This window comes from Chloroflexota bacterium (genome assembly GCA_020161265.1).
Taxonomy (GTDB): domain Bacteria; phylum Chloroflexota; class Chloroflexia; order Chloroflexales; family Herpetosiphonaceae; genus Herpetosiphon.
In genome coordinates, this window is sequence record JAIUOC010000010.1 from 112,535 (window position 1) to 137,539 (window position 25,005).

At 51.3% G+C, this 25,005-nt stretch carries 19 protein-coding genes; 12 read left to right on the plus strand and 7 right to left on the minus strand.

Annotated features, from left to right (window positions below; genetic code table 11):
• Window positions 1-71 precede the first annotated feature (71 nt).
• Both LCH85_21530 and ligA read right to left on the minus strand, forming a co-directional pair.
• On the minus strand, window positions 72-1,523 hold the full coding sequence (locus LCH85_21530; GenBank protein ID MCA0354583.1) for an RICIN domain-containing protein: 1,452 nt from the start codon (window positions 1,521-1,523) through the stop codon (window positions 72-74).
• A 542-nt stretch (window positions 1,524-2,065) separates the two neighbouring features.
• Complete coding sequence (ligA, locus tag LCH85_21535; GenBank protein ID MCA0354584.1) at window positions 2,066-4,087, minus strand: NAD-dependent DNA ligase LigA; 2,022 nt, start codon at window positions 4,085-4,087, stop codon at window positions 2,066-2,068.
• A 196-nt stretch (window positions 4,088-4,283) separates the two neighbouring features.
• Between ligA and LCH85_21540 the strand changes: the two genes are divergently transcribed.
• Window positions 4,284-5,570, plus strand: coding sequence for a 4-hydroxybutyrate CoA-transferase (locus LCH85_21540; GenBank protein ID MCA0354585.1), 1,287 nt, complete (start codon window positions 4,284-4,286; stop codon window positions 5,568-5,570).
• Window positions 5,571-5,625: 55 nt separating this feature from the next.
• Here the strand turns inward: LCH85_21540 and LCH85_21545 are convergent, their stop codons facing one another.
• Window positions 5,626-8,352: a phosphoenolpyruvate carboxylase gene (locus LCH85_21545; GenBank protein MCA0354586.1), complete on the minus strand. Its 2,727-nt coding sequence runs from the start codon at window positions 8,350-8,352 to the stop codon at window positions 5,626-5,628.
• 174 nt (window positions 8,353-8,526) lie between these two features.
• Here LCH85_21545 and LCH85_21550 point away from each other — a divergent pair, with 174 nt between their 5' ends.
• From LCH85_21550 to LCH85_21560, 3 genes are all read left to right on the plus strand, one after another.
• Window positions 8,527-9,189: a hemolysin III family protein gene (locus tag LCH85_21550; protein MCA0354587.1), complete on the plus strand. Its 663-nt coding sequence runs from the start codon at window positions 8,527-8,529 to the stop codon at window positions 9,187-9,189.
• Between the two features lie 134 nt (window positions 9,190-9,323).
• A complete protein-coding gene (locus LCH85_21555; protein MCA0354588.1) occupies window positions 9,324-10,775 on the plus strand; it encodes a glycosyltransferase family 39 protein in 1,452 nt (483 codons plus the stop codon).
• Window positions 10,776-10,790: 15 nt separating this feature from the next.
• Window positions 10,791-11,567 (plus strand): DUF1295 domain-containing protein, encoded by a 777-nt coding sequence (locus LCH85_21560; GenBank protein MCA0354589.1) that lies wholly within the window; start codon window positions 10,791-10,793, stop codon window positions 11,565-11,567.
• 266 nt (window positions 11,568-11,833) lie between these two features.
• Here LCH85_21560 and LCH85_21565 read toward each other — a convergent pair whose 3' ends face one another.
• A complete protein-coding gene (locus tag LCH85_21565; GenBank protein MCA0354590.1) occupies window positions 11,834-13,570 on the minus strand; it encodes an NFACT family protein in 1,737 nt (578 codons plus the stop codon).
• A gap of 78 nt (window positions 13,571-13,648) precedes the next feature.
• On the opposite strand from LCH85_21565, the gene LCH85_21570 reads away from it, so the two are divergent.
• The 7 genes from LCH85_21570 to LCH85_21600 all read left to right on the plus strand — a co-directional run bounded on the left by LCH85_21570 (window position 13,649) and on the right by LCH85_21600 (window position 19,829).
• Complete coding sequence (locus LCH85_21570; protein MCA0354591.1) at window positions 13,649-14,281, plus strand: guanylate kinase; 633 nt, start codon at window positions 13,649-13,651, stop codon at window positions 14,279-14,281.
• A gap of 174 nt (window positions 14,282-14,455) precedes the next feature.
• Window positions 14,456-15,301, plus strand: a complete 846-nt coding sequence (locus tag LCH85_21575; GenBank protein ID MCA0354592.1) for a DegV family protein — start codon at window positions 14,456-14,458, stop codon at window positions 15,299-15,301.
• Between the two features lie 3 nt (window positions 15,302-15,304).
• Complete coding sequence (locus LCH85_21580) at window positions 15,305-16,189, plus strand: GNAT family N-acetyltransferase (protein ID MCA0354593.1); 885 nt, start codon at window positions 15,305-15,307, stop codon at window positions 16,187-16,189.
• A gap of 30 nt (window positions 16,190-16,219) precedes the next feature.
• Complete coding sequence (locus LCH85_21585) at window positions 16,220-17,203, plus strand: MoxR family ATPase (protein ID MCA0354594.1); 984 nt, start codon at window positions 16,220-16,222, stop codon at window positions 17,201-17,203.
• A 9-nt stretch (window positions 17,204-17,212) separates the two neighbouring features.
• Entirely contained in the window at window positions 17,213-18,472 is a 1,260-nt protein-coding gene (locus LCH85_21590; GenBank protein ID MCA0354595.1) for a DUF58 domain-containing protein, read from the plus strand.
• A gap of 3 nt (window positions 18,473-18,475) precedes the next feature.
• Entirely contained in the window at window positions 18,476-19,117 is a 642-nt protein-coding gene (locus LCH85_21595) for a GNAT family N-acetyltransferase (protein ID MCA0354596.1), read from the plus strand.
• Between the two features lie 118 nt (window positions 19,118-19,235).
• Window positions 19,236-19,829 (plus strand): hypothetical protein, encoded by a 594-nt coding sequence (locus tag LCH85_21600; protein ID MCA0354597.1) that lies wholly within the window; start codon window positions 19,236-19,238, stop codon window positions 19,827-19,829.
• Here LCH85_21600 and LCH85_21605 read toward each other — a convergent pair.
• From LCH85_21605 to LCH85_21615, 3 genes are all read right to left on the minus strand, one after another.
• Window positions 19,807-20,406 (minus strand): TetR/AcrR family transcriptional regulator, encoded by a 600-nt coding sequence (locus LCH85_21605; GenBank protein MCA0354598.1) that lies wholly within the window; start codon window positions 20,404-20,406, stop codon window positions 19,807-19,809. The genes LCH85_21600 and LCH85_21605 overlap by 23 nt on opposite strands.
• A 75-nt stretch (window positions 20,407-20,481) precedes the next feature.
• The gene (locus LCH85_21610) at window positions 20,482-21,399 is read right to left on the minus strand and encodes an MBL fold metallo-hydrolase (GenBank protein ID MCA0354599.1); all 918 of its coding nucleotides are present in this window, start codon (window positions 21,397-21,399) and stop codon (window positions 20,482-20,484) included.
• 14 nt (window positions 21,400-21,413) lie between these two features.
• A complete protein-coding gene (locus tag LCH85_21615) occupies window positions 21,414-22,904 on the minus strand; it encodes a leucyl aminopeptidase (protein MCA0354600.1) in 1,491 nt (496 codons plus the stop codon).
• Between the two features lie 391 nt (window positions 22,905-23,295).
• Here LCH85_21615 and hutU point away from each other — a divergent pair, with 391 nt between their 5' ends.
• Window positions 23,296-24,954 carry a urocanate hydratase gene (hutU, locus tag LCH85_21620; protein ID MCA0354601.1) on the plus strand — a complete coding sequence of 553 codons (1,659 nt, stop codon included), beginning with the start codon at window positions 23,296-23,298 and terminating at the stop codon, window positions 24,952-24,954.
• Window positions 24,955-25,005 lie beyond the last annotated feature (51 nt).

The window sequence follows — 25,005 nt, forward strand, 5'->3', positions numbered from 1 at the left end:
CAGCAAGGCCACTGGAATTTCCAGTGGCCTTGCTGCTGTGGTATGTGTGCTAAGGAGTGATAGCGCTGAACTTATTGCATTGGCTCAAATACAAATGATTGACAATCGTTGTTAGTTGGATTGACTTGTTGCAATTGCACGCCGCTGGCTGCATCGCACCATGGAATATCAACCGCTAACCCACTATGACGAGCCGTAATGGTTGAATAGCCATTGCCAAGATTATTGATACGCCATTGTTGGTTTGCTCCGCCGACCCATTCCCATTGATGGATTTTGGCTCCATCGCTGGTCGAGGCGGCGCTTACATCCATCACCTTGCCGGTGGCCCGTGAGACGAAGCGCACAAAACCATTGTCAGTCGAAATCAATTGCCATTGTTGATTGTAGCCGTTGTGGCAATCCCATTGCAGAATGACCGTGCCATTAGCAGGGTTTCCACCCTGGGCGACATCGATACACTTGTTGGTTGCCCGATTGCGCACCCGATAGTAGGTTGCGCCAGGTGCTTGCTTCAACAAGAACTTATTGTTGGCCGAGTTCCATTTGGTTGCCAAGTAGCTGCCTGCTGGCGGGTTGGTGTGGAAATAATCGTCGTGGTTACAATCGAAGCGGCCATATTGGCTGGCACCACAGCGATTTTGCATTGGTGGCGTGCCTGGGCCGTCAACGTAACACATAATATCTTCATCGTCGATACAGTGACCATAAGCGGTGCTATTGGGAGCCGAACGTTGCACTGCACCCATCGTGTGCATATGTTCGTGGGCAGCGGTTGCGCCGTTCCAGCAGCCGTTATCCATGCGTGCAAAGCCAGGGCCGAAGTTGTTGGCGTTATTTTGATCTGGGCGATCGTCAAGCATGTAGAAGGCTACGCCACACAAAATGTTATTATCGACAAAGGTCAAATATTTGCGGTCGGCGCGGTTATGGCCGAGGGCTTTCAACGCATTGGCGGTTTTATCGATTGAATCGTCGCCATCGGCTGGCACGACCACATTCATCACATAAATTTCACAATTGTTGGTGACGAAGTTGACAGCGCGGAAGCCACCAGTTTCTTGGGCACTGGTTTGATAGATCCGATCCATATCCGATGACCATTGGCGAATCGAACCAACGAATTGGTTGAAACGATCAGGTCGGTCGGAAGCCCGCACATACATCACTTGGGTGCGGTTGCCAGCGTGGCCATCGCCGTTACAGACGATCATTGGGTTGATTGCAGCCTTTTCGAGCGGCAAGGTTTCGTCTTTAACCGATTTGCCTTTGGCGATTGGGTCGGGGCCGTGGCTACAGAAGATTTGGTCGCCAACTTTAACTTCGTACATACCAGCACACGGACCAGTTTTCGTCGGAGTCAAACCATCGTAGATCATGCCGCGTTCGGGGTCGTTGACGGGCACGGTTACATCGTTGTTATCAACCTCGCCATCTTTGCGCGATTGGGCTTGAGTTGTGGGAAGAGAACTACCAAAAAGAACAAGTAAAGCAAAAATCCACATAAACCGTGAGGGTTTCATACAATTCCTCCATGAACTGTAACTACAAGTCTGGCTAATCTTCGATAATCTCGCCGCTGAGATTCCTAGGTTTTGCGCTTGGCCTCCTTGCTGAAACTTATTCCAGTGAATAAATTAATATTCCTAACTATTACGCCATAGCCAGCAGCAAAAGTCAATATTTCCTTAATAACATGACTAGAATAAGTCATAGCGCCATGATTAGGCTAAACTTGTAGCACGATGGGGGATTGGGGATTGGTTAGTGGGGATCGGGAGCTGAAGTTTAACGCAGAGGCGCAGAGGATTGAGTGGTCAGGATTCAGGGGCAAGGGGTCAGAAAGATGATATTTTCAAGCTGGCCCCTGACCTCAGATCCCTCGCCCCTTCGTGGGCTTCGTGTCCTTCGTGGATCGGAAATTTAACGCAGAGGAGTGAAGGTTCTAGGCTGAAGGCTATTGGCTATCGGAGATTGCATGAAATACCAACAATTGTTCCGATAGCCTAATGCCAATAGCCTCATACCCTTCGTGCGCTTCGTGGATCAACAAAAAGCTCAGGCGCTATTCATCAGCTAGCAGCGCATGCAACTCATCTATACTCAGCACTTTTACGCCTAAACTTTGGGCTTTGGTCAATTTTGAGCCAGCCGCCTCGCCTGCCAGCAAATAATCAGTTTTCTTGCTGACGCTACCGCCAACCTTGCCGCCATGCGCTTCGATCAAAGCTTGGGCGGCTTCGCGGCTAACGCCAGGCAAGGTTCCAGTGATCACAAAACTTTTGCCCGCCAAACGATCACTTTGCAATTCAGCAACTTCACCAGGCTCGGCTTTGAGGCCTAAAGCCAATAATTCGGCGATTAATTGTTGGTTGGCTGGCGTATTGAAGAAATCGACCACACTTTGGGCGGTGCTGCCACCAATCCCCTCAATCGCCGTCAATTGCTCAATCGTGGCTTGGGCTAAGGCTGGCAATGAACGGAAATAACGAGCTAAATCTGCTGCCGCCACCGTTCCAACGCCGTTAATCCCCAAAGCGGTGATCACCCGATCAAGCGGGCGTTGCTTGGATTCTTCGATCGCATTCAGCAAATTGGCGACGCGCCGTTCGCCATAGCCTTCGCGACCTACAAAGCTATCAACCGTCAAACGATAAATATCAGGAATCGATTTGATCAAGCCCATTTCGACAAATTGGCTGGCTTGGCGCTCGCCCATGCCCACAATATCCATCGCGCCACGGCTGACCCAGTGTTCGATTGAACGAATCAAACGCGCGGGACAAGCATTATTGACGCAATAAATATCAACTTCATCGCCAATTTGCTCGACTGGTTGACCACAAGTTGGGCAATGAGTTGGCGCTGGCCAAACTTGCTCGTTGCCAGTGCGGGCCTCGACAATTGGCCCAATCACATAGGGAATCACATCGCCAGCCCGTTTGACCACAACTCGATCGCCGATGCGAATATCGCGGCTAATAATGTAATCGGCGTTGTGCAACGAGGCATGCTGCACCGTCGTGCCGCCCAAACTCACTGGTTCGAGCACTGCGTTAGGAATCAGTTTGCCAGTGCGGCCAACATTGATCACAATATTCAGCAGCGTGGTGGTTTCTTCGCGAGCTGGAAATTTATAGGCAATCGCCCAGCGGGGATCACGGCCAACCACACCCAATTCGCGTTGCATGGCAAAATCATTAATTTTAACTACCACGCCATCAACTTCATAGCTCAGCGCTTCGCGGCGGCTCATCCACTCGTGGCAATATTCGATTACCGCCTCAAAATCAGCAAACAGCCGCGTATCGGGATTAACGCTAAACCCATAACTGCGCAAGGTATCGAGGGTTTGGGCTTGGCTGTTGAGTTCAACGCCACTGAAAGGGCCAACGGCATAGGCAAAAAAGCGCAACGGACGACCAGCAGTAATCGTTGAATCGAGCTGGCGCAACGATCCAGCAGCAGCGTTGCGGGGGTTAGCAAAGACTTTTTCGCCAGCATGGGCTTGGCGTTCATTCAATTGATTAAACGCTTCGACCGGCAAATAGACCTCGCCGCGCACTTCGATGCGTTCGGGCAAGGCTTGGCCATCGATTGGTTGCAGCCGCAAGGGCACATCGCGAATCGTGCGCAGGTTGGCGGTAATATCCTCGCCAATTTCGCCATTGCCACGGGTTGCGCCAACGCTAAACACCCCATTAATATAGGTTAACGCCACGGCCAAGCCATCAATTTTTGGCTCAACGGTGTAGCTCATTGGCTGCGTACCAATAATTTGTTCAGCGCGTCGTCGCCACGCGGCCAAATCATCGGCATTAAACGCATTGCCAAGGCTCAACATTGGCACGGGGTGCTGCACTTTGGGAAATTTGCTCAGCGGAGCACTACCAACCCGTTGGGTCGGTGAATCGGGGGTGCGCAATTCGGGATATTCGGCCTCAATTGCCCGCAATTCATTTAATAAACTATCGTATTGAGCATCGCTGACCAGCGGTGCATCAAGCGTATAATAATGATGATTGTATAGATTCAATTCATCGCGCAAGCTTGCGGCGCGGGCAACCGTCTGCTCTGACACGGCCATGCATGCATCCTCCAGATTAATTCGAACAGATGTATTATAACGGGTGTCTGTGTCAAATCTAGCCACAATTTTGAATCGTTTGATGTTGCTAAACCTTAACCCATTTCATGGCTCTTTTCACTTCGTGCTGGCAAGAAATCGGTCACAATAGAGATGTAGCCGAGGCTACACCAACCAACGATTTAGGGGGCTTAGTATGCGTTACGTTTCAGCGAACGAAGCTGTTCAAGCGATTAAATCACACGATCGTGTGTTTATTCATAGTGTTGCCGCAGCACCTCAACAATTAATTGCGGCTTTAGTTGCCCGCGCCGATGAATTGCGTGATGTCGAATTGGTGCATATCCATACCGAAGGGCCAGCACCGTATACCGATCCCAAATATCGCGAAAGTTTTCATACCCGCGCTTTATTTATTGGCTCGAATATTCGTAGCGCCGTGGTAACTGGTGAAGCCGATTATGTTCCGGTCTTTTTGAGCGAAGTTCCAGGTTTGTTCCGACGGGGAATTTTGCCGCTCGATGTGGCATTAATTCAAGTTTCGCCACCTGATCAACATGGGTTTTGCTCGTTGGGCGTTTCGGTCGATGTCACCCGAGCAGCCGTCGAAGTTGCTCAATGCGTGATTGCCCAAATCAACCCACATATGCCCCGAACCCATGGCGATGGCCACATTCATATCAACCGAATTAACTTTGCGGTCGAGGTCGATGAACCAATTTATGAACATGCGCCAGCCGTTTTGAGTGATGTTGAACGGGCGATTGGCCGCCATATTGCGGGCTTGGTCAGCGATGGCGCAACCTTGCAAATGGGTATCGGAGCGATTCCCGACGCAGTGTTAGCAGCCTTAACCACCCACAAAAATTTGGGCATTCACACCGAAATGTTTTCCGATGGAATTATCGATTTGGTTGAACGCGGCATCATCAACGGACGCATGAAGAAAACCCACCCAGGCAAAATCGTTGGTGGTTTTATGATGGGCACACGGCGATTGTATGATTTTGTTGATGATAACCCACAGATCGCCATGCTCGACATCACCTACATCAACGATACCAGCGTGATTCGGCGCAACCCCAATGTTACGGCGATCAACAGCGCGATTGAAGTTGATTTGACGGGCCAAGTCTGTGCCGATTCGATTGGCACGTTCCAATATTCCGGGGTTGGCGGCCAAATGGACTTTATGCGCGGGGCGGCGCTCTCCGAGGGCGGCAAGCCAATTATTGCCCTGCCTTCAGCCACCCGCCGTGGCGAATCGCGGATTGTGCCAGTGCTGCATGAAGGCGCTAGCGTGGTGACCACTCGTGCCCACGTTCAATATATCGTGACTGAATATGGCGTGGCGTATTTGTATGGCAAAACCTTGCGCGAACGTGCTAAAGCCTTGATCGATATTGCTCACCCTGACCATCGCGAAGCGCTCGAACGGGCCGCTTTCGATCGTTTCCATGGCGAAGCCAGCCTGAAACATTAGTTGCGTTGATCGAAACGCCCCGCATTGTACATTTGCAATGCGGGGCGTTTTTTGTTTAGCCAGTGGTACGCAGGCCGCTAGCAATCGCATTGACCGTGAGCAGCAATTGGGTAAGTAATTGCTCACGCTCTGGAATTTGCTCATTGGGCAGGCTGCGCCATGTGTGCAGCAAATTGATTTGTTGCTGATGCAATTGGCTTAATCGTGACTGACGACCTTGCAACATACGATAAATCCGTGGGCGACGTTCGGCCAAACTCCCACCAAAAATCAGCTCTAGTTGCTGTTGGGTTTGCTTAAACTCAGCTTCAATTGCTGCCATAATCGGCTGGCGCACGTTTGGTTCTTCGACCAACTGGCTATAGGCTTGCATGGTTGCCAGATCAGCCGAGAGCATACTGGTGCTCACGTTGGTCAATAAATATTTCAACGGATACCATTCAAAGGCTGCTTGTTTGAGTTGGGCAAACTGCTCAGGATGTTGCTCGGCGAGCCATGCCAAGCTGCTGCCAACCCCATACCAACCAGAGAGGAAAAAGCGGGATTGGCTCCAACTAAATACCCATGGAATTGCCCTCAAATCGCCAAGGGTGCGTTGGCCTGTGCGGCGGGCAGGGCGTGAACCAATTTTGCCTTGCTCAATCACATCAATCGGCGTGGCTTGACCAAAAAACTGAATAAAACCAGGTGTTTGAATCAAGGTTTCGTAGCGTTGGCGGCTGTGGGCAGTCAGTGCATCCATGGTTGGGGCAAGGCTGTGGGGCGTTTGATCGCGCTGCGAGCCAAGCAGTGTGGCTTCGGTTACGCCCGCCACCATTAATTCTAAATTATAGACCGCTGTAATATGGTTGGCATATTTTTGGGCGATGGTTTCGCCTTGCTCGGTCATACGCAAATCACCTGCCAAGGCCGCTGCTGGTAGCGCGTTCAAGAAACGGTGGGTTGGCCCAGCGCCACGGCTGATTGTGCCGCCACGGCCATGGAAGAAGCGTACTCGCACTTGGTGTTTGGCCCCTACCGCTGCTAGTGTGCCTTGCGCCCGATACAAGCTCCACAAACTGGCCAAAATACCGCCATCTTTGTTGCTATCACTATAGCCAACCATCACCTGTTGCACGCTGGTTTGGCGCAACCCTTTGCTCGCTTGGCTGACCGGATGGGCCAAAAACGCATCGAGAATGCCGGGGCTAATTTCCAAATCTTCGATCGTTTCGAATAGTGGCACAACTGGCAGCACACAGGCCAAGCCAGCCTCAGTAACTTGTAACAAGCCAGCTTCACGTGCCAACAAATAAACCACCAGCAAATCCGAGAGGCTACGGGTCATGCTAATAATCAATGAGCCAAGGCCTGCCGTGCCGTGCTGAGCAATTTCATCGGCCAACACACGATAGCAATCGCGCACCGCGCTAGCTTCGTTGCCCAACTCAAGGCTGGGGTGGGCAAATGGGCGGGCACTTTGCAACTCGCGGTTGAGCAATTCAAGCCGTTGTTCCTCTGACCAACTGCTAAATTGATAATCGCTGAATCCAGCGGCTTGCAGCAATTGTTCTACCGCCAAATCGTAGAATTTGCTGTTTTGACGAATATCGAGCACAGCGCTATGAAAGCCCAAACTTTGCACACTGCGAATCACAGGCTGAAGATCATTCAAAACCAGCCGTTGTGCGCCAACAGCATGCAGTTGCTCGGCCAAAAATTGCAGGTCGGCCACAGTTTCGCTGCTACTGCGATACTGCCAAGGCTGACGCGGTTGGTTTGCTTCGGGCAATCGCGCAATGATTAGGTTGACCCATTGTCGCCATGGCTCCTCGGGATTACGTGCCAAGGCCATTTGCCCACGTTGGCCCAACGCAGCCGCACCAGCATCGAGGGCTTCAAGCAAGGCGGCGGGCAGTGGCTGCAAACGATCAGATAAGCTTAATTTGATCACTAGTTGAACTAATTGTTCATGCAAAACCTCAAGCGCATTGTGCCGCAACTCCTGCAAAGCAATGCGTGTGACCGCCGCCGTAACCAAGGGATGCCCATCGCGATCGCCGCCAACCCATGTACCAAACTGCACATGCGGCAATTGATCGGTTGCAGGCAACAAGTGCCGATCAAAGCCCTGCAATTGCCAAGCCTGTTGCAAACGCAAATCGAGCGTTGCCAAACTGGCGGGAAATACATGGCGCAAATAATGTAAAATATTGCGCAATTCATCGGCGACGCTCGGCTTTTCAAGGAAAATCTCGCCAGTGCGCCAAAGCCGCTCAAGCTCAACTTTAATCTCATCGCGCAACGCCTGTTGCTCTAGCGGAGTCCAAATCGGATTTTCGCGCTTGACTAATAGCAAATACAAACGTCGATAATGCTCAAGCATGGTCGCCCGTTTGGCCTCGGTGGGGTGGGCGGTCAGCACTGGTTCAACATAAATCTGGCCTAAGGCAGCGCCAATCTGCTCGGCGCTGAAGCCAGCTTGGCTCAGGCTTTGCAAGGTATTGCCCCACAAACCAACTTCGGCATTGAAGCCTTCGGCAGCTTCACGCACGCGGCGTTGTTGAGCGGCGGCATTTTCCTCGACCATATTCAGCAATTGAAAGCTGAGCGAGGCCGCTTGAATCGCTCGTTCAGGCGTAATTGTCGCATCGCTTAAGGCGGTTGTGGGTAACCCAAGATAGGCAGCGAGTTCAGCCTCGCCTAATTCTTGTAACACTTCAGCGAAACATGTCAAAACAAATTCAGCATCATGGTCAGCTTTGATTAAATCGGCAAAATCGTAGCTTGGCAAATTGGCCATGGCAAATACCTCGAACTACAGGGAATCTTCGCTCTCGTGGTGCAACGCTGCACGCCAAGTATAGCAAAGATCGCCACTGTGGCTAGCCCAAAAGAACTATACCTTTCACTGCAAAGTACCTTGCATTACAAGGTATAATAGCAACCAGCAAAACATAGCTTAGCTGGAGGTCATATGGCAAAAGCAATTGAAGAACGCAACGTCCACTACTCCGAATATTCCGCCGCCGAAGAATTAGCCAATGCAATTACCCATGGAATTGGAGTTGCCTTGAGCGTGGCTGGCTTAGTGATTTTGCTGATTATGGCGATTAACACCGGCGACCCATGGCGAATTGCCAGCTTTACAGTCTATGGGGTCAGCCTGATTTGTATGTATTTGGCCTCGACGCTCTACCACAGCATCAGTAACCCTCGCGCCAAATATTTATTGAAAATTTTCGACCACTGCGCTATTTATTTATTGATTGCTGGCACCTACACCCCGATTTTGTTGGTGAGCATGCAAAGTAGCCTTGCTTGGACGCTTTTTGGCTTGATTTGGGGCTGTGCCTTCGCCGGCATCTGCTTTAAAATGTTTTTCATCAAGCGTTTTGAATTGCTTTCAACCTTGATGTACGTTGGCATGGGCTGGCTGTCGGTAATGGCCTGGGATGATTTGGTAGCAAGTTTGCCGACTGGGGCATTTGCCTTGTTGGTGGCTGGTGGCCTGACCTACACCGCAGGCGTGGTGTTTTATCGCTGGGAAAAATTGCCCTACAATCACGCCATTTGGCATGGCTTTGTGATGGGCGGCAGCGTTTGCCATTTCTTGGTGATGGCGCTCTATCTCGGCTAAAATTCAGTTCAATATGACAAAATTTGGCTCAGCATGCAGTATTCTGCATGGCTGGGCTATTTTTTTGCTAGGCTTTTTGCCAATTTGCCAGTATTATGGCGCTCAACAGCGTTTTGGTGTGGGGGAATTTAGGCATGTTGCGACGTTTTCGGCGGCGACGCTTAGCCTTGTGGGCAGTGATTGGGGCGGTTTGTAGCTTGATTATCATTCTGCGAATGCCGCTGCATCAACTGCCGCTGGAGCGCGACGAGGCTGCCTATGCCGTCATTGCCCGCGATTGGGCTGATGGGGCGATTCCCTACCGCGATCGATTTGATCATAAGCCGCCGTTTGTCTATGCGGCCTATGCTCCGCCAGTTTTGTTGGGCACAGAGCCAATTCAAACCATTCGGGTTTGGGCGACACTCTGGTTGGTAGCAACGACTTTGGTGATGTGGCGAGCAGGTCGGCGTTTGTGGCGCTCCGAAGCAGCGGGCGTGCTCACCGCAATTTTAGTAGCAAGCTGGAATAGCGCGGTTTTTTTGCAGGGCGTGACCTTCAACAGCGAAGCAATTATGCTCTTGCCTAGTGGCTTGGCGTTGCTTTTTGGCCTCAAAGCGCTCGATAGCCAACAAAAAGCTTGGTGGATGTTGGCAGGCGTGGCAGCAGCCTTAGCCCTATTATCCAAACCTGTGGCCTTGTTGATTTTGCCAGCGCTGATTATTACGACGATTGCCTTCAAAGGCGATGTCAACGAACGGCTTGGTCGCGCGATTTTAGTGATCGACGGCTTGGCGCTAGTGTTGATTCCAACCTTGCTCTATTTTGCTTTGGCTGGCGGTTGGAGCCAATTTGTTGAAGCACTTTGGACGTATAACACGGCCTACCTCGACCAGACCGATGCCACAATCAGCCAGCTTTGGCCGATTTGGCGCACACTCCTGTTGCTCCTAGCGGCAGGGATTGTGGGCGCAACCATGGCATGGCGACGGCGGCGCTACTGGCCGAGTTTAACTCTGGCTGGTTTATGGAGCATCGGCCTAATTGCCAGTGCCTTTGTAAGTTTACGGGCTTATCCGCATTATTATCAGGCGCTCGTGCCAGCTTTGGCCGTCTTTGCAGGGGGCTTGGCCAAGGTTCGGCTGGGATTTTTACAACAATACAAAGATTTTTCGATTGTTGTGATTGCGTTTTTGCTAGCGATTCAGCCATTAGCCAGCCTCTGGCCGTTGTATAATAAAACACCCGCAGCCCAAATTGAACAACTCTATGGCGTTGATGGCCGTGAATTCTTTGCGCTCGCGCCCAAAGTTGTCGAATGGATCGATAGCAATGTGGGTCAGCAGGCCAGCGTCTGGGTTTGGGCGGCTGAGCCAGAAATTTATCTATATGGCGATTACGCTGTGCCAAGCCGATTTCCCTACGATTACCCCTTAGCGATTTTGCCCAATGCCCTCGACCAGACCTTGCAACGGCTACGCAGCCAGCCGCCAAAGGTCATTGTGACCTATGGAGCCGTGCGGCCAATCGGCTTTGATGCTATGTTGCAAGTTGCGCCCTATCGGTTACGAGTGCATTTGGGTGGTTATGATATTTGGGTGCGTTAGCGCTGGGAGTTTCGCATGAGTTTTTGGCAAATCTGGGGTTGGGGTCTGGCGGTGGTAATGATTCCATTAACCTTGGCATGGCTGTGGAGTGTCAAAATTACCAATGCCAGCATTGTGGATATCTGTTGGGGTATGTGTTTTGTGGCCTTGACCTGGTGGTATTTTAGCCAAGCTCAGGGTGATGCTCAACGCCGTTTGATCATTAGCAGTCTGGTAACAATTTGGGGATTGCGCTTATCGATCTACATTGGTTGGCGTAATTGGAGCAAGCCCGAAGATTATCGTTATGTTGAGTTTCGCCAGCGCTATGGAGCTGAACGCTATTGGTGGTTTAGTTTTTTCCAAGTGTTTTTGCTGCAAGGCGTATTGGCGTTGCTGATCTCGTTAACCTTACTTGGTGCCCAAACTGGCCCAAAAAGCTGGAATTGGCTCGATTATCTAGCAATTGGGGTTTGGCTGATTGGCTTTGGTTTTGAGGCGATTGGCGATTGGCAGATGGCACGGTTCAAGGCCAATCCGGCCAACAAAGGCCAAGTTATGCGTTCTGGCTTATGGCGCTACACCCGCCATCCCAATTATTTTGGCGATTCGGCGGTGTGGTGGGGCTATGCGCTCTTTTCGATCGCCGCTGGTAGTTATTGGCAAATTATCGGCGCTGGCTTGATGACTTTGTTGATTATTCGGGTTTCAGGCGTAATGTTGCTAGAACGCACGATGGTCAAAACCAAGCCCCAATATGCCGATTACATCGCTAAAACCAGCGCCTTCTTGCCGTGGTTACCAAAAAGCTAAACGAAAACGCAGAGTTAACGTTTTGATCCACGAAGGACACGAAGGCTGAAACCGCGAAGATCGCGAAGATCGCGAAGGCTGATTGAGTGGTTCGCTGAGATGGATTCGTCGTTCAAATATCACAACATTAAACCATTCGTGTCCTTCGTGTTCTTCGCGGTTTCAGCCCTCATCTCTTGCTCTGCGCCACTGCGTTAAATTCCGATCCCGATGTTGCCTTTTGATGTTTGACTGCTGCCTTGACTCTATGTTCTATGTTCTTTGCTCTATGTTCTTTTTGGCTCTTTTTTGGGCTCGACGCGTAGGGTTTGCTCAGCAGTATAGCGTACCAAACCAGGTGGGCCGCCTTTGATTTTGCGCACATGTTTGCGCAAGGCAATATCGACTTCAACTGCGCCATCGTTGCGAGCTGATGAATAGTAAGCCGCCAGTTGCGCTGCTTGTTCGAGGGTACGCGGCGGCACATTCGCCGCTTGCATGCGAATAATCACATGGCCACCAGTTCGTTCACGGGCATGCAACCAATAATCTTCGGGCTGTCCAAGTTTGAAGGTTACTTCATCGTTTTGGTCAGCGGTTCGCCCAACGAAAATTGTCCAGCCATCGGGCGAAATCACCCGCAACGGGCCACGGCCAACACTGGAGTTGGGCTTGCTTTTGGCTTTGCCAATCGTTTGGCGCAACCAACCACCAGCAATCAACTCGCGCTCAAATTGCTCAATTTCGGCAAAACTCTCGGCCAAACTCAATAGATCGTTGGTTTGTTGCAAATATTCGGCTTGAGCCTCGGTTTGCTCCAAGAGTTGTGGCACATCCTCTAATGCGCCTTTAGCTTTGTCGTACTCGCGGAATTTTGCTTGAGCATTCTCGACCGCAGACAATGTTGGGTCAAGTGTAATTATGCCTTGGTCAAGCAGCAATTCACTTTGGCCAGGCTTGATCGCATAAATATAGCCAAAAATCATCTCGCCTTCCCAACGCAAACGCTCAAGTTGTTCAACCCGCGCCAATTGAGTGCGCAATTGATCAGCTTTGGTTTTGATGCGGCGCTGAGCTTCGGCTACCCGTTCGAGCAAAGCCTCACGTCGTTGAGCGTGGGCCGTCACTTGATCAAGCTCGGCAAAGGCGGTTGCCAAGGCTTCGTTCATGCTGGGAAACGGTTCGGTATGCGCTTGGTGCAGCAAATTAAAGGCGGCAATCCCGATTGGCGTGCCATCAGCATTGCGGGCAAGGGTTGGCTCGCTGCTGGTAAGGCTAGTGAGTTGGCGCAAAAGCTGGGCAATCTGTTCAAAATCTAGCTCTGGCGTAATTTCAACGCTAGTTGAACCGACTGCCCGCCAAGCAATTTCACGGCCAGTTTGCGGCGAGATGCCACTATATTCGGTCACCAAGGCTTTAGCTAAATCGCCACCTAAGGCGGCAATTTGCGCAGCGGTTGCTTGGCGCGGGTCAGATTTGCCTTGACTGGGCGGGCCTTCGTAGATGCTGCGTGGCATAATTGGGCGTTGCGAACGTTGCGGGTTATAGTGACGAATACTTTCCAAGACCAAGCCATTATCATCGACCAAAATAATATTTGATGAATGACCGATAATTTCTAGTACCAACTCACTATAACGCGGCGTAAGCATCACCTCATCGTCGTCATCATCGTCAGGCTCAAGTTCCTTGCGAGGAATCGGCATCTTGGCTATACTGAGCGAAATAACCCGTTCCAATGGCGCAGATTCGATTTTGGTAATCCGTCCACCACGAACATATTTACGCAATAATAGCAACAAAGGCGAATCGGCATTCGGATCACGGGTTAGCTTGGTTGGGGTGGTATGCATGCGGGCGAATTTGGCATGCGCCGAAAGCAACAACTGATGGCGCTGACCATCAGCATAAACTTCAAAGCCCACACTATCAGGATTTGGCAAAACCACCTGTTGAATTTTGCCGCCAACCAAGATCTGTAATTCAGCGACAATCGCTGCAACAACTAGCGCATCAATGTGCATAGACGATTCTCCTTCAATGGCTCAATCGTACTCAAGCATTGGCAGAACGTCAATAATTCCCTTAGTTTAGGAGGCATTGTGTCACACCCAGAACTCAACCCGATTTTGCACAACCAAGCTCCTGTGCCACTACTGGTCATTATTTCAGGCCCATCAGGGGTTGGCAAAGATACGGTGTTGATGCGTATGCGCGAATTTGGCATGCCCTTTCATTTTGTGGTCACTACTACCAGCCGTGGCCAACGCCCGGGCGAATTAGAGGGCTTTGATTATAATTTTGTTTCCAAAGCTGAATTTGAAACCATGATCGCCAACAACGACCTTTTAGAGCATGCGGTCGTTTATGGCGAATACAAGGGCATTCCCAAATCGCAGGTACGCGATGCCTTGGCGAGCGGCAAAGATGTGATTTTGCGGATCGACGTGCAGGGCGCGGCTACCATGCGCAAATTAGTGCCCGATGCAGTCTTGATTTTCATCGTGCCACCTTCAAGTGCCGAATTGGCCAACCGCTTACGTCTACGCCGCACTGAATCGGCAGAAGGCTTAGAACGGCGCATGGCCTTGGCCGAAGAAGAAATGGGTCGCGTCGATGAATTTGATTATGTGGTGATGAACCCCGAATCGCGGCCCGACGAAGCCGCCAGCATGATTCAAGCGATCATTCGCGCCGAAAAATCACGTATCCGCCCCCGCCGGATTAAACTCTAGCTTCTTAAATGGGCTTAATTGGTCAAAGCTTGACTGATTAAGCCCATTTCCTCAGCATTTTTTCATCAAACCACTACTTTCGTGCAAACTAAAAACCCCCTATAATACTTGTTAATCTATGCTCCACCGCAGGGTTGCATTGGAGTGTCTGTGTGGCTCCGAGGATTGAACAACATGACCACTGCATTGGTTACCGCCTCAACGTCGAGCTTGCCAATGGAGCTTATTCAGCGCTATGGCATTGAATTAATTCCATTTACCATTCAATTTGTCGATGGCAATCTGCGTGAAAGCGAAGATGTCTCGCTCGATGAGTTTTATCGCCGTTTAGTTCATGAAGATGTGATTCCTACGACTGCTCCCTCATCGGCAGGGCAGTTTATTAATTATTTTCGCCAACATCCCGCTGATGATATTATCGTGATTCATGTTGGGGCAATGCTCAGCCAAAGTTATGCCAATGCCATGCAAGCCGCATCACGGGTGCAAGGCCGCATGATCTACAACATCGACTCGCGCCAATTTGCCCTAGGCACAGGTTTGTTGGTGCTCGAAGCAGCCGAAGCTTTGGCTCGCGGGGCGAGTGCTGCTTCGATTGTTTCGCAAATTGAGCATCAAATTCCCAATATCCTGACCGTTGCCTCACTCGAAACGGTGCGCTATTTGCGGCTCAGTGGGCGCTTGGGGCGCATCGGGGCCATGGCCGCCTCACTTTTGGGCATCTACCCAATTTTGGGTCTGGATCGCAAAGGTCAAGCCGAAATGGTCGGTCGCGCACGCTCACGCGAAGATTCCTTGACCATGATGATTCAGCAAGCCCTAGCGTTTGTAGGCAAGGGCAAAGTTCGACGAATGGGCATTTTGCACACCAATGCTTTAGCTGAAGCTCAAACCTTTGCTCAGCAAGTTTCAGCTCATTTTCCAGGCGTGCCCTTGTTGATCTCCGATGCTGGCCCAGTCTTGGCAGTCCATGGCGGGCCAGGCGCGTTGGGTATTTCGGTCTTGCGAGAAGAAGCCTAAGTTATGCATTTGTTTCGTCGCGTTCCGAGCATTCAAGATTTGGCGATGCGGCCACTGGTTGAGAGCGATTTGCCGCCGCTGATGGGCTTGCTTGAGCAAACTCCATGGGCTTCGCTTTCGATTCCCCACGATGAGTTTCGCTTAACCCTCAACGATCAGCTTAGTATTGTCTTGGAATACAACGGCAAATTGTGGGGCTGCGTGCTGATGGGCTACGCAGTTGGCCCCATTGCCTGGATTCGGGCGCTGATTGTGCATCATTCGTTGCGTCCAGCCGAGGCGGTGACTGAATTTTTACAAGCCGCCGAGGGTTATGCTAAAGCTCATGGTGTTGAGCGCTTGTTGATTATGAGCGACGAACGCGATGCAAGTTGGCTGTTGCCGTGGGTGTTACGCGAGGGCTATCATCCCCAGCTTGATGTCGTGGGCTATGAAAAACGTGCGATGAATATTCCGGCTTGGGGCAATACTGGGGCGTGGATTCGCCCAGCGACGACCGACGATGTACCCATGATTGCCAAGATCGATGCTGCCGCCTTTGCTGACGAATGGGTCAAAAATAGCACGATTTTGGCTGGAGTTTTCCCAGTTGCACCCTTCTATATCGTAGCCGAGCTTAACCATACAATTGTTGGCTATGCCTTTGCCACCGTGCATCATGGCGGTATGATGGCTCATTTAGTACGGATCGCGGTTGATCCAGCGCTGCAAGGCCAAGCCATCGGCGTACGGCTTTTAGCTGAATTAGTCGATTGGTGCAGTTTAAAGGGCGTGCAATTGCTCTCACTGAATACCCAAAACACCAACCAACATGCCCAACGGCTCTACGAGTGGTTTGGGTTTATGCGCAATGGCGAACGCCAAACCGTTTTGGTCAAAGATTTGTAGCACCGATTCAGTTTTCGGGAGGATCTTGAAATGAAACATGTGCAAGAGATAGCCCAACGGGTAGCCGCCAATGTCGAAAAAGTGATCATCGGCAAACGCGCGGCGGTCGATTTAACCCTGATCGCCCTGCTTTGTCGCGGGCATGTGCTGTTGGAAGATGTGCCAGGCGTAGGCAAAACCACCCTCGCCAAGGCAATTGCCCGCAGCATCGGCTGTAGCTTCAAGCGCATTCAGTTCACTCCCGACCTGCTGCCAACCGATGTGAGTGGAGTTTCGATCTACAATCAAAAATCAGGTGAGTTTGAATTTCGGCCTGGGCCAATTATTGCCAACTTAGTGCTGGCCGATGAAATTAATCGGGCCACACCCAAAACTCAATCGGCTTTGCTCGAAAGCATGGAAGAAGGCCAATTGACCGTCGATGGCATTACCCGCGCCTTGCCTCAGCCGTTTATCGTGCTTGCCACCCAAAATCCAATCGAATATGAAGGCACGTTTCCGCTACCTGAGGCTCAACTCGACCGCTTTCTGCTGCGAATTACCCTCGGTTATCCGGCCAAAGCCGATGAATTAGCAATTTTGGAGAGCCAACGCAAAGCCCACCCAATCGATGCGCTAGCTCAAGTCGTCAGCATCGAAGAGTTGCAACATATGCAATCCGAGATTCGCGATGTCTATGTCGATGAGCAAATCAAAGAATATATTGTGGCAATTACTACCGCCACCCGCAACAACAGCGATGTGTACCTTGGGGCTAGCCCGCGTGGTTCGTTAGCCTTGTATCGCACAGCCCAAGCTTTAGCCGCTTTGCAAGGCCGCGATTATGTGATTCCTGACGACATCAAAGTGCTGGTCAAGCCAGTCTTGGCCCATCGCATGATCATCAGCCCAGCAGCGCGGATTCGCAATATTCATGCTGATGAATTGATGCAACAAATTTTGAGCCAAGTGCCCGTACCAGGCGCACGCGCTGGGCGACGATATGAGCGGCAGCAGCCGGCGGCTGCACATTAGGGGCGGCATATGCGGGCATTAGGCATTTTGGGCTTGGCCGTGGTGCTATTTCTGACCGGCCTTTCGAGTAATATTTCTTTCTTTTATTACTTGACCTATACCATGCTAGGCTTGTTGGTCATCGCCTATGCTTGGGCTTGGAGCAACCTCGAAGGGCTGGAAATCGAGCGCGAATCCAGTACCACTCGCGCTCAAGTTGGCGAGACCGTGCGCGAACGAATCACCATTTACAATACTTGGCCTGTACCCAAACTCTGGGTCGAGGTACGCGATCACTCCGATTTACCTTCGCATGGCTCGGGCTTTGTGAGCTATATTCCAGGCCGCGAAAAACGGCGCTGGATGGTGCGTACACCCTGTACCTTGCGCGGCAAATGGCGCTTGGGGCCAGTTTCGGTGCGCAGCGGCGATCCCTTCGGTATCTTCCAATTGCATAAAATGGTCGATCTAACCCATGATCTGTTGGTCTATCCGGCCACCGTCGATTTACCAAAATTTGAACTGCCAACCGCTGAGTTAATCGGTGGGCAAGATGTGCGTTCACGCACCTTTCACGTTACGCCGAATGTTTCGACTGTGCGCCAATATGTGCCAGGCGATAGCTTCAACCGCATTCACTGGCGTTCGACAGCGCGAACTGGCAATCTCATGGTCAAGGAATTTGAGCTTGATCCATCAGCAGATGTTTGGATCATTTTGGACATGGAAGAACGTTTTCACCATGGCCAGCCTGATGCAGCGATTCCAGCGATTATCAAAACCTTGCAAGGCAAAATCGCAATTCCTAACACCACCGAGGAATATAGCATTACCTTGGCGGCTTCGTTGGCGCGGCATTTGTTGCGGCTCAATCGTAGTGTGGGCTTATTGACCTACGGCGCACAACGCGAAATTATCCTGCCTGAACGCGAAGCTCGCCAGCTTTACAAAATTTTAGAGCCATTGGCGATGCTGCATGCCACCAGCAATACCTCATTAGCCGAATTATTGGCCGCTGAAAGCCAACGTTTTGGCCGCAATGCCTCGCTGCTGATCATCACTGCCGCGCTTGATGAACGTTGGGTGGCAGCGGTTCAGCGCTTGGTCTATCGTGGGGCACGCGCTTCGATTATGTTTCTCGATGGCAAATCGTTTGGCGGCTGGCGCGACCCTGAACCAACCTTTGCCCGTTTGGCCGAGCTACGCGTGCCAGTCTATCGCATTCATGCTGGCGATGGCTTAGATCGCGCTTTAGCTGAGCCAGCTATTCGCCCAATGGGTCGGAGCTAAGCAATGACACAAACCCAACCAACCGTAGCGTTACGTCCGGCCAATGCGAATGATCTGGCAATTTTGGGTGAGCTGTTGCTCGATTTGTATGATGCTGAATTGCCCGATTCGTTGCGTGGAGCCGATAGCCAGCGCCAAGCCTTGTTGCGCTACACCTTGCATGCCAACAATTTTGCCGGAGTGCGCGGGCGTTATTTGGCGCTTAATCAAGCTGGCGAAATTGTGGGCATGGCGGGAATTCAATTTCCCAACGAGCCAGCCCCTGATCGAGTGCCGCGTGGCACATTGAATATGGCAGTGCAGTTAATTGGATTGAAACATACATTGCACCTGTTGAGCACTGTTGCGGCCTCGATGCTGATGCCACCACCCAAATTCAACCCCAGCTATGCCTATATTCATGGGATTGTGGTGCGCGAGCAACAGCGCAACCAAGGTTATGGCGCAGCAATTATGCAGGCAGTTGAACAACAATTAGTGGCGCGTAAAGTAGCAGGGGCGCAACTACAAGTGATTGTCGATAACCATCAAGCCGCCAAATTATATGAGCGCTTGGGCTATCGCACGGTTTACCGCTCACCCCAATGGCTCGATCGGGTAACAATTCCGAATGTGTTGATGCAAAAGCCGTTGGTAACAAACTAAGATCAAGAAAAAATCACGCTCGAATCGTTTGAGAAAGAGGCTGACAATGTATGAAGTTGCCCATGCGCGTTCACAACGGCTGCATATTCCAATCGTTACATGGATTTATTGGATTGGCGTGCATATCCCAGCCTTGCTTTTGGAATTCCTCCTAATAGACTATCTTGACCAAATTCATGACGAAGGTAGCGAGTCATTTCTCTTAGGTCTGATTACGGCATCCACATTAATTGGCATTGCTAGCATGAGTTATGGTCAAGCTTGGATTTTAAAACGGACAATCGATCCAAATTTATTCAAGCAATGGTTTGGAGCAACACTTAGCGCAGCTTGTGTGATTAGCATTGCGATGTATATATTGAGGATCGATTATTTATTATTGATGATGTTTCACAATCTTAGCACGCGCTCACCGATTGATCCATGGCTATCATGGAGGCTGACCTCCATTGCAATTACGTGTTTGGTAATTAGCAGCGTTCAAGCTTTCATCTTACGTAAAGCTGGCTATCGCATACAGCATTGGGTTCCAATAATGCTGGTTAGTTGGATCACTACATCGCTAAGCATCGCTTGGTTTAGTAGTTCGATCTATGAGAGTCTCGCTAGATCAACAGTGCTCGTGATGGGTGGCGCTAGTTTGCTGAATGGCGTAGGCTTGTTCTTGATTCAGCCGACCCGCATTAAGCTTAACGAGCCACAATCGCCTTAAATACTAGTTGCAAAGCTGCTTGTAATTGCTCGGTCAAACGCTGAGGCGTTGGCTCTAGCAGCCAGAGCACGGTCGAGCCTTCGTAGAGCGCTGCCAAATGCCAGGCAACTTGTTCGGGGTCGATAGAACTGAATTCGCCGCGCTCAAGGCCTTGCTGAATCAACGCCGCCAAACTGGCCCGATAGCGCTGAAAATAGCTTGCCAAGAAGCTTTGAACGTTGTTATTGCGAGCCGAAAGTGCATACAATTCTTGCGCCAAAGGCACAAGGCTCTGTAATTCTTCCAAGGCGGCGGCCAAGTTGGTGGTTAGTTTGGTCAAGCGTTGAGCCGTCGATTCAGGTGCTTGCAACAATGCTTGCACTTCCAACAATGGTTGATTGAATAGCTGCTCCAACAACGCGAGGATGATTGCATCTTTGCTCTCAAAATACCAATACAAGACCCCTTTGCTCATGCCAACGGCCTTGGCCAGCATGTCCATGCTAGTTTGATCGATGCCATGCTGGGCAAACAAGTGGGTTGCTGCTTCGATAATCTGCGCCGTGCGTTCAACTCGGACATCGCGCCGTGGAGACATGCCAGTTCCTCATCAACAAAAAAAGCCAATCGTAGTAGCCTCAGCATACCACGATTGGCCTTGAATCCATTCATGTTAGATTTCGATTGTTAAGCCTTCGTAGGCAGCGGTGGTGTTAGCAAAAATGGCCTGCGAAGCCTGCTCCAGCTCACGAATCATCGCATCGTTATAGCGTGGCTCGTGATGGAACAAAACTAAGCGTTTGGCCTGAGCAGCCATGGCCACTGCACAAGCCATTTGCGGCGTAGAGTGGCCCCAACCTTGGGTCGCGTTATAACCAGCATGGCCGAGATAATGCGCTTCACTATATTGAGCATCGTGGATCAACAAGTCGGTTTGGTTGGCAAACGCCGCCAAGCGCTGATCAGTATTGACATAGCCTTCGGTGTCGGTCGCATAGACCACACTCTTGCCCTGCCATTGCACCCGATAGATAAACACACCTTCGGGGTGCGCATACGAACGCATGGCCCGAATCTGCACCACATCAGGATCATCAGCAATCTGATCGTGGTAGAAATTCTTGACCGTCACCGTATCTTGATTGGCATCAAACAGCAATACATCGGTCTCGGTCATGTTGCGCATAAACTTCAGCGAGTTCATTTCGCCCAACGACACCGGAAAACTTGGTGGCAACATTGAATGTGCCAACGTTTCTTCAAGATCACGCTCGAATACCCGTGGCCCAAAAATATTCAAAATACTTGAGCCAACATAGGCCGGAGTAAAGAATGGAAAGCCTTGGGTATGATCATGGTGCATATGGCTAAATAGCAAGGTTGCCCGTACTGGGCCGCCGCGCTCTTTGGCTCGTCGCAACAGATCATTACCGAGGCGCACAATTCCCGTCCCCGCATCGAGAATAATCGTATGCCCATTGGCCTCGACTTCGACACATGGTGTATTGCCGCCAAACTGCACAGTATCCGACCCGGGAACCGGATAGCTACCCCGAACACCCCAAAATGTGACCCGCATTGTCCCAGCCATAGACCACACTCCCGCTATAACGAAACGCCACTCCACTCGCGCAGCAATTCCGTCAAGAGGCGCACCCCATAGCCGGTTGCTCCTTTAGGGTTGTATTCCTTGGGTTGATCTTCAGTCCATGCCACGCCGGCAATATCCAAGTGGACCCATGGATAATCGCCAACGAAGTGGCTCAAGAACGCCCCAGCGGTAATCGCCCCACCGTTGCGACCACCAGTATTTTTGATGTCGGCAATATCGGAGCGCACTTGACGGCGATATTCATCCCACAATGGCAGTTCCCAAACCCGATCACCTGAACCTTCGGCGGCTTGCTGCACCCGTTGCAACAAGGCTGGATTGTTGGTCATCGCGCCTGCGGCATACGAGCCAAGCGCCACGACACACGCGCCAGTCAGGGTTGCAAGGTCGATAATTGCATCAGGATTGTATTTTTGGGCATAGGAAAGCGCATCAGCCAAGACCAAACGGCCTTCAGCATCGGTATTGAGTACTTCGATCGTTACGCCATTCATGGCCTTGAGAATATCGCCTGGTTTGTAGGCATTGCTGCCAGGCATATTTTCGGTTGCCGCCACCAAGGCTACGACGTGAATTGGCAATTTCAAACGGCCAACGGCTTCCATCGTGCCAATCACTGCGCCAGCGCCTTGCATGTCCATTTTCATTTTGTCCATGTTATCGGCTGGCTTGATCGAAATCCCGCCTGTATCGAAGGTAATGCCCTTGCCGACCAAACAAATCGTTGGTTTGCCTGGCTCAGCTTGGCCATGCTCCAAAACGATGAACTTGGCTGGCTCAGCCGCACCCTTGGCAACCCCAATCAATGCACCCATACCCAACTCTTTTTGTTGGTCGTGATCGAGCACCAAACAGGTCATGCCATAATCGCGGGCAATAGTTTGGGCGGCTTCGGCTAAGTAGGTTGGCGTTGCCACGATTGGCGGATTGTTGCCCAAATCGCGGGCCAGATTGACTCCATGAGCCAACGCAATGCCCCATTTCGAGCCAAATTCGGCGGCTTCAAGCTCAGCTTCGGCAACCAACGTCACCTGTTCTAAAGCAACGGCTGGCACAAAATCGTCGGGCAAGGTTTTAAAGCCATCAAAGCGATAAGCACCCAACAACGCGCCTTCGCTCAAAGCCTCAGCGCTACGGCTGACACCCAAAACCTCGCTGCCAAGCAAGGGTAGGCTATAGCTCGTCAGGCCCAAATCGCGTACCCGTTGAGCCAAAACTGCCCCAATAATACGAGCACGTTCAGCATTCCATAATTCGCGCTTGCCCAAACCAACCAACAGCACCCGGCGGCTGGCGAAGGCGGGAATACCTGTCGCTTGTGCGCCAAGATAGAGCACAGTGGTTTTTTTGTACTTTCCTGACCAATCACTCGCTTCAATTAAACCAGCAACGCTGGCAGGCAGTTCCTCATTGGCCCATGTACCAACAACAACAATGGCATCGGCTTGTTGAGCAACAGCGCCTTGTACTACACGAATCTGCATTGGAGTCCTTCCGGTTTCTAGAGGTTGACAAGAGCTTGCACAGTTGCTTGGTATTGTAACGGTTTCAATTTGCCGCTGTCAATGATTGATCTTGATGGGGGATCGGTTGTTGGGGATCGGTTCTTAACGCAGAGGCGCAGAGAAAAAGGATGAAGGATGAGGGATGAAGTGCAAAAGGCAGAAGTCAAACATCACAAAGGGAAAAAAGTTATGAGCAAGAGATTATGCATTGAGCAGAAAAATAATCACACAAATCTGTGCAATCTGTGGCTAAGACTTAACCTTCGTGCCCTTCGTGCCCTTCGTGGATCAAAATACCCAATCCCCATATTCAACAAAATCAACTATCATAGAGCCAACCGACAATCCTGTGTACAAGGAGAACTGTCTCATGACTTCATCGCGCATTGTGCGTGCACCACGCGGCTCAGAATTATCGTGTAAAGGGTGGGCGCAAGAAGCAGCGTTGCGAATGCTGATGAATAATCTTGATCCTGATGTGGCCGAAGATCCGCAGAATTTGATTGTATACGGCGGCACGGGTAAGGCTGCCCGCAATTGGCAATGCTTCGATGCGATTGTGCGTTCGTTGCAAGAACTCAACGATGATGAAACCTTGTTGGTCCAATCGGGCAAACCTGTTGCCGTGTTTCGCAGCCATCGCGATGCCCCACGGGTGCTGATTGCCAATTCGATGCTCGTGCCACATTGGGCCACATGGGAGAACTTCCGCGAATTGGAGCAGGCTGGCTTGACGATGTATGGCCAAATGACCGCTGGCTCGTGGATTTATATTGGTACACAAGGAATTTTGCAAGGCACCTATGAGACGCTGGCCGCCATTGCCCGTCAACATTTTGGTGGCTCATTGCGCGGTCGTTGGACGCTTACCGCAGGCCTTGGCGGTATGGGCGGCGCACAACCATTAGCCGTCACAATGAACGATGGCGTGGCCTTGGTCGTCGAAGTTGATCGCCATCGTATGCAGCGTCGCTTGGATACGCGCTATCTCGATGTGGCAGTTGATACGCTTGAAGAAGCCATGACCTTGGTTGATGAAGCGGTGCGCGATGGCAAAGCACTTTCGGTTGGTTTGTTGGGCAACGCCGCCGAAGTCTTTGGTGAATTGTATAAGCGTGGTGTGCGCCCCGATATTGTGACCGACCAAACCAGTGCCCACGACCCGCTTGAGGGCTATGTGCCAGCTGGCATGAGCCTTGAGCAGGCACTCGAATTGCGTCAACGCGATCCCGAAGCATATGTCAAGCATTCAACTGCTTCAATGGTTGAGCATGTTAAAGCTATGGTTGCCTTTGCTGATGCTGGCTCGATCGTGTTTGATTATGGCAATAATTTGCGCGGTGTGGCCAAGGCTGCTGGTTATGATCGCGCATTTGCCTATCCTGGCTTTGTGCCTGCCTATATTCGCCCGTTGTTCTGCGAAGGCAAAGGGCCATTCCGTTGGGCAGCGCTTTCGGGCGACCCAGCTGATATTGCCAAAACCGATGAAGCCTTGCTCGAATTATTCCCAGAAGATCAAGCCTTGCACCGCTGGATTCGCGCCGCTCAAGAGCGGGTTCAATTCCAAGGTTTGCCCGCCCGCATTTGCTGGCTCGGCTATGGCGAACGGGCCAAAGCTGGCGCGTTATTCAACAAATTGGTGCGCGATGGCGTTGTGAGTGCGCCAATCGTGATTGGCCGCGACCACCTCGATTGTGGATCGGTTGCTTCGCCCAACCGCGAAACCGAAGCCATGCGCGATGGCTCCGATGCAATTGGCGATTGGCCAATCTTGAATGCCATGATCAATGCGGTCAATGGTGCAACTTGGGTCAGCGTCCATCATGGCGGCGGCGTTGGCATCGGCTATTCGCTGCATGCTGGCATGGTGATTGTGGCTGATGGCACTGCTGAAGCCGATCAACGTCTAGAGCGGGTGCTCACCAGCGATCCTGGCATGGGCGTGGTGCGCCACGTTGATGCAGGCTACGATGAAGCAATTGCCGTGGCCCAAGAGCGCAATGTGCATATTCCAATGCTGAAACAATAAGCCATTAAGTGGTAGTGTTGGGGTCAACACTACCACTTAAATCCCCCCAAA

Coding starts and splice junctions, on each gene's coding strand:
- LCH85_21545 (MCA0354586.1), bottom strand. CDS start 8,352: ATGGCCAATTTGCCAAGCTACGATTTTGCCGATTTAATCAAAGCTGAC.
- LCH85_21540 (MCA0354585.1), top strand. CDS start 4,284: ATGCGTTACGTTTCAGCGAACGAAGCTGTTCAAGCGATTAAATCACAC.
- LCH85_21575 (MCA0354592.1), top strand. CDS start 14,456: ATGACCACTGCATTGGTTACCGCCTCAACGTCGAGCTTGCCAATGGAG.
- LCH85_21565 (MCA0354590.1), bottom strand. CDS start 13,570: ATGCACATTGATGCGCTAGTTGTTGCAGCGATTGTCGCTGAATTACAG.
- hutU (MCA0354601.1), top strand. CDS start 23,296: ATGACTTCATCGCGCATTGTGCGTGCACCACGCGGCTCAGAATTATCG.
- LCH85_21605 (MCA0354598.1), bottom strand. CDS start 20,406: ATGTCTCCACGGCGCGATGTCCGAGTTGAACGCACGGCGCAGATTATC.
- LCH85_21555 (MCA0354588.1), top strand. CDS start 9,324: ATGTTGCGACGTTTTCGGCGGCGACGCTTAGCCTTGTGGGCAGTGATT.
- LCH85_21580 (MCA0354593.1), top strand. CDS start 15,305: ATGCATTTGTTTCGTCGCGTTCCGAGCATTCAAGATTTGGCGATGCGG.
- LCH85_21590 (MCA0354595.1), top strand. CDS start 17,213: ATGCGGGCATTAGGCATTTTGGGCTTGGCCGTGGTGCTATTTCTGACC.
- LCH85_21610 (MCA0354599.1), bottom strand. CDS start 21,399: ATGGCTGGGACAATGCGGGTCACATTTTGGGGTGTTCGGGGTAGCTAT.
- LCH85_21595 (MCA0354596.1), top strand. CDS start 18,476: ATGACACAAACCCAACCAACCGTAGCGTTACGTCCGGCCAATGCGAAT.
- ligA (MCA0354584.1), bottom strand. CDS start 4,087: ATGGCCGTGTCAGAGCAGACGGTTGCCCGCGCCGCAAGCTTGCGCGAT.
- LCH85_21560 (MCA0354589.1), top strand. CDS start 10,791: ATGAGTTTTTGGCAAATCTGGGGTTGGGGTCTGGCGGTGGTAATGATT.
- LCH85_21530 (MCA0354583.1), bottom strand. CDS start 1,523: ATGAAACCCTCACGGTTTATGTGGATTTTTGCTTTACTTGTTCTTTTT.
- LCH85_21615 (MCA0354600.1), bottom strand. CDS start 22,904: ATGCAGATTCGTGTAGTACAAGGCGCTGTTGCTCAACAAGCCGATGCC.
- LCH85_21550 (MCA0354587.1), top strand. CDS start 8,527: ATGGCAAAAGCAATTGAAGAACGCAACGTCCACTACTCCGAATATTCC.
- LCH85_21585 (MCA0354594.1), top strand. CDS start 16,220: ATGAAACATGTGCAAGAGATAGCCCAACGGGTAGCCGCCAATGTCGAA.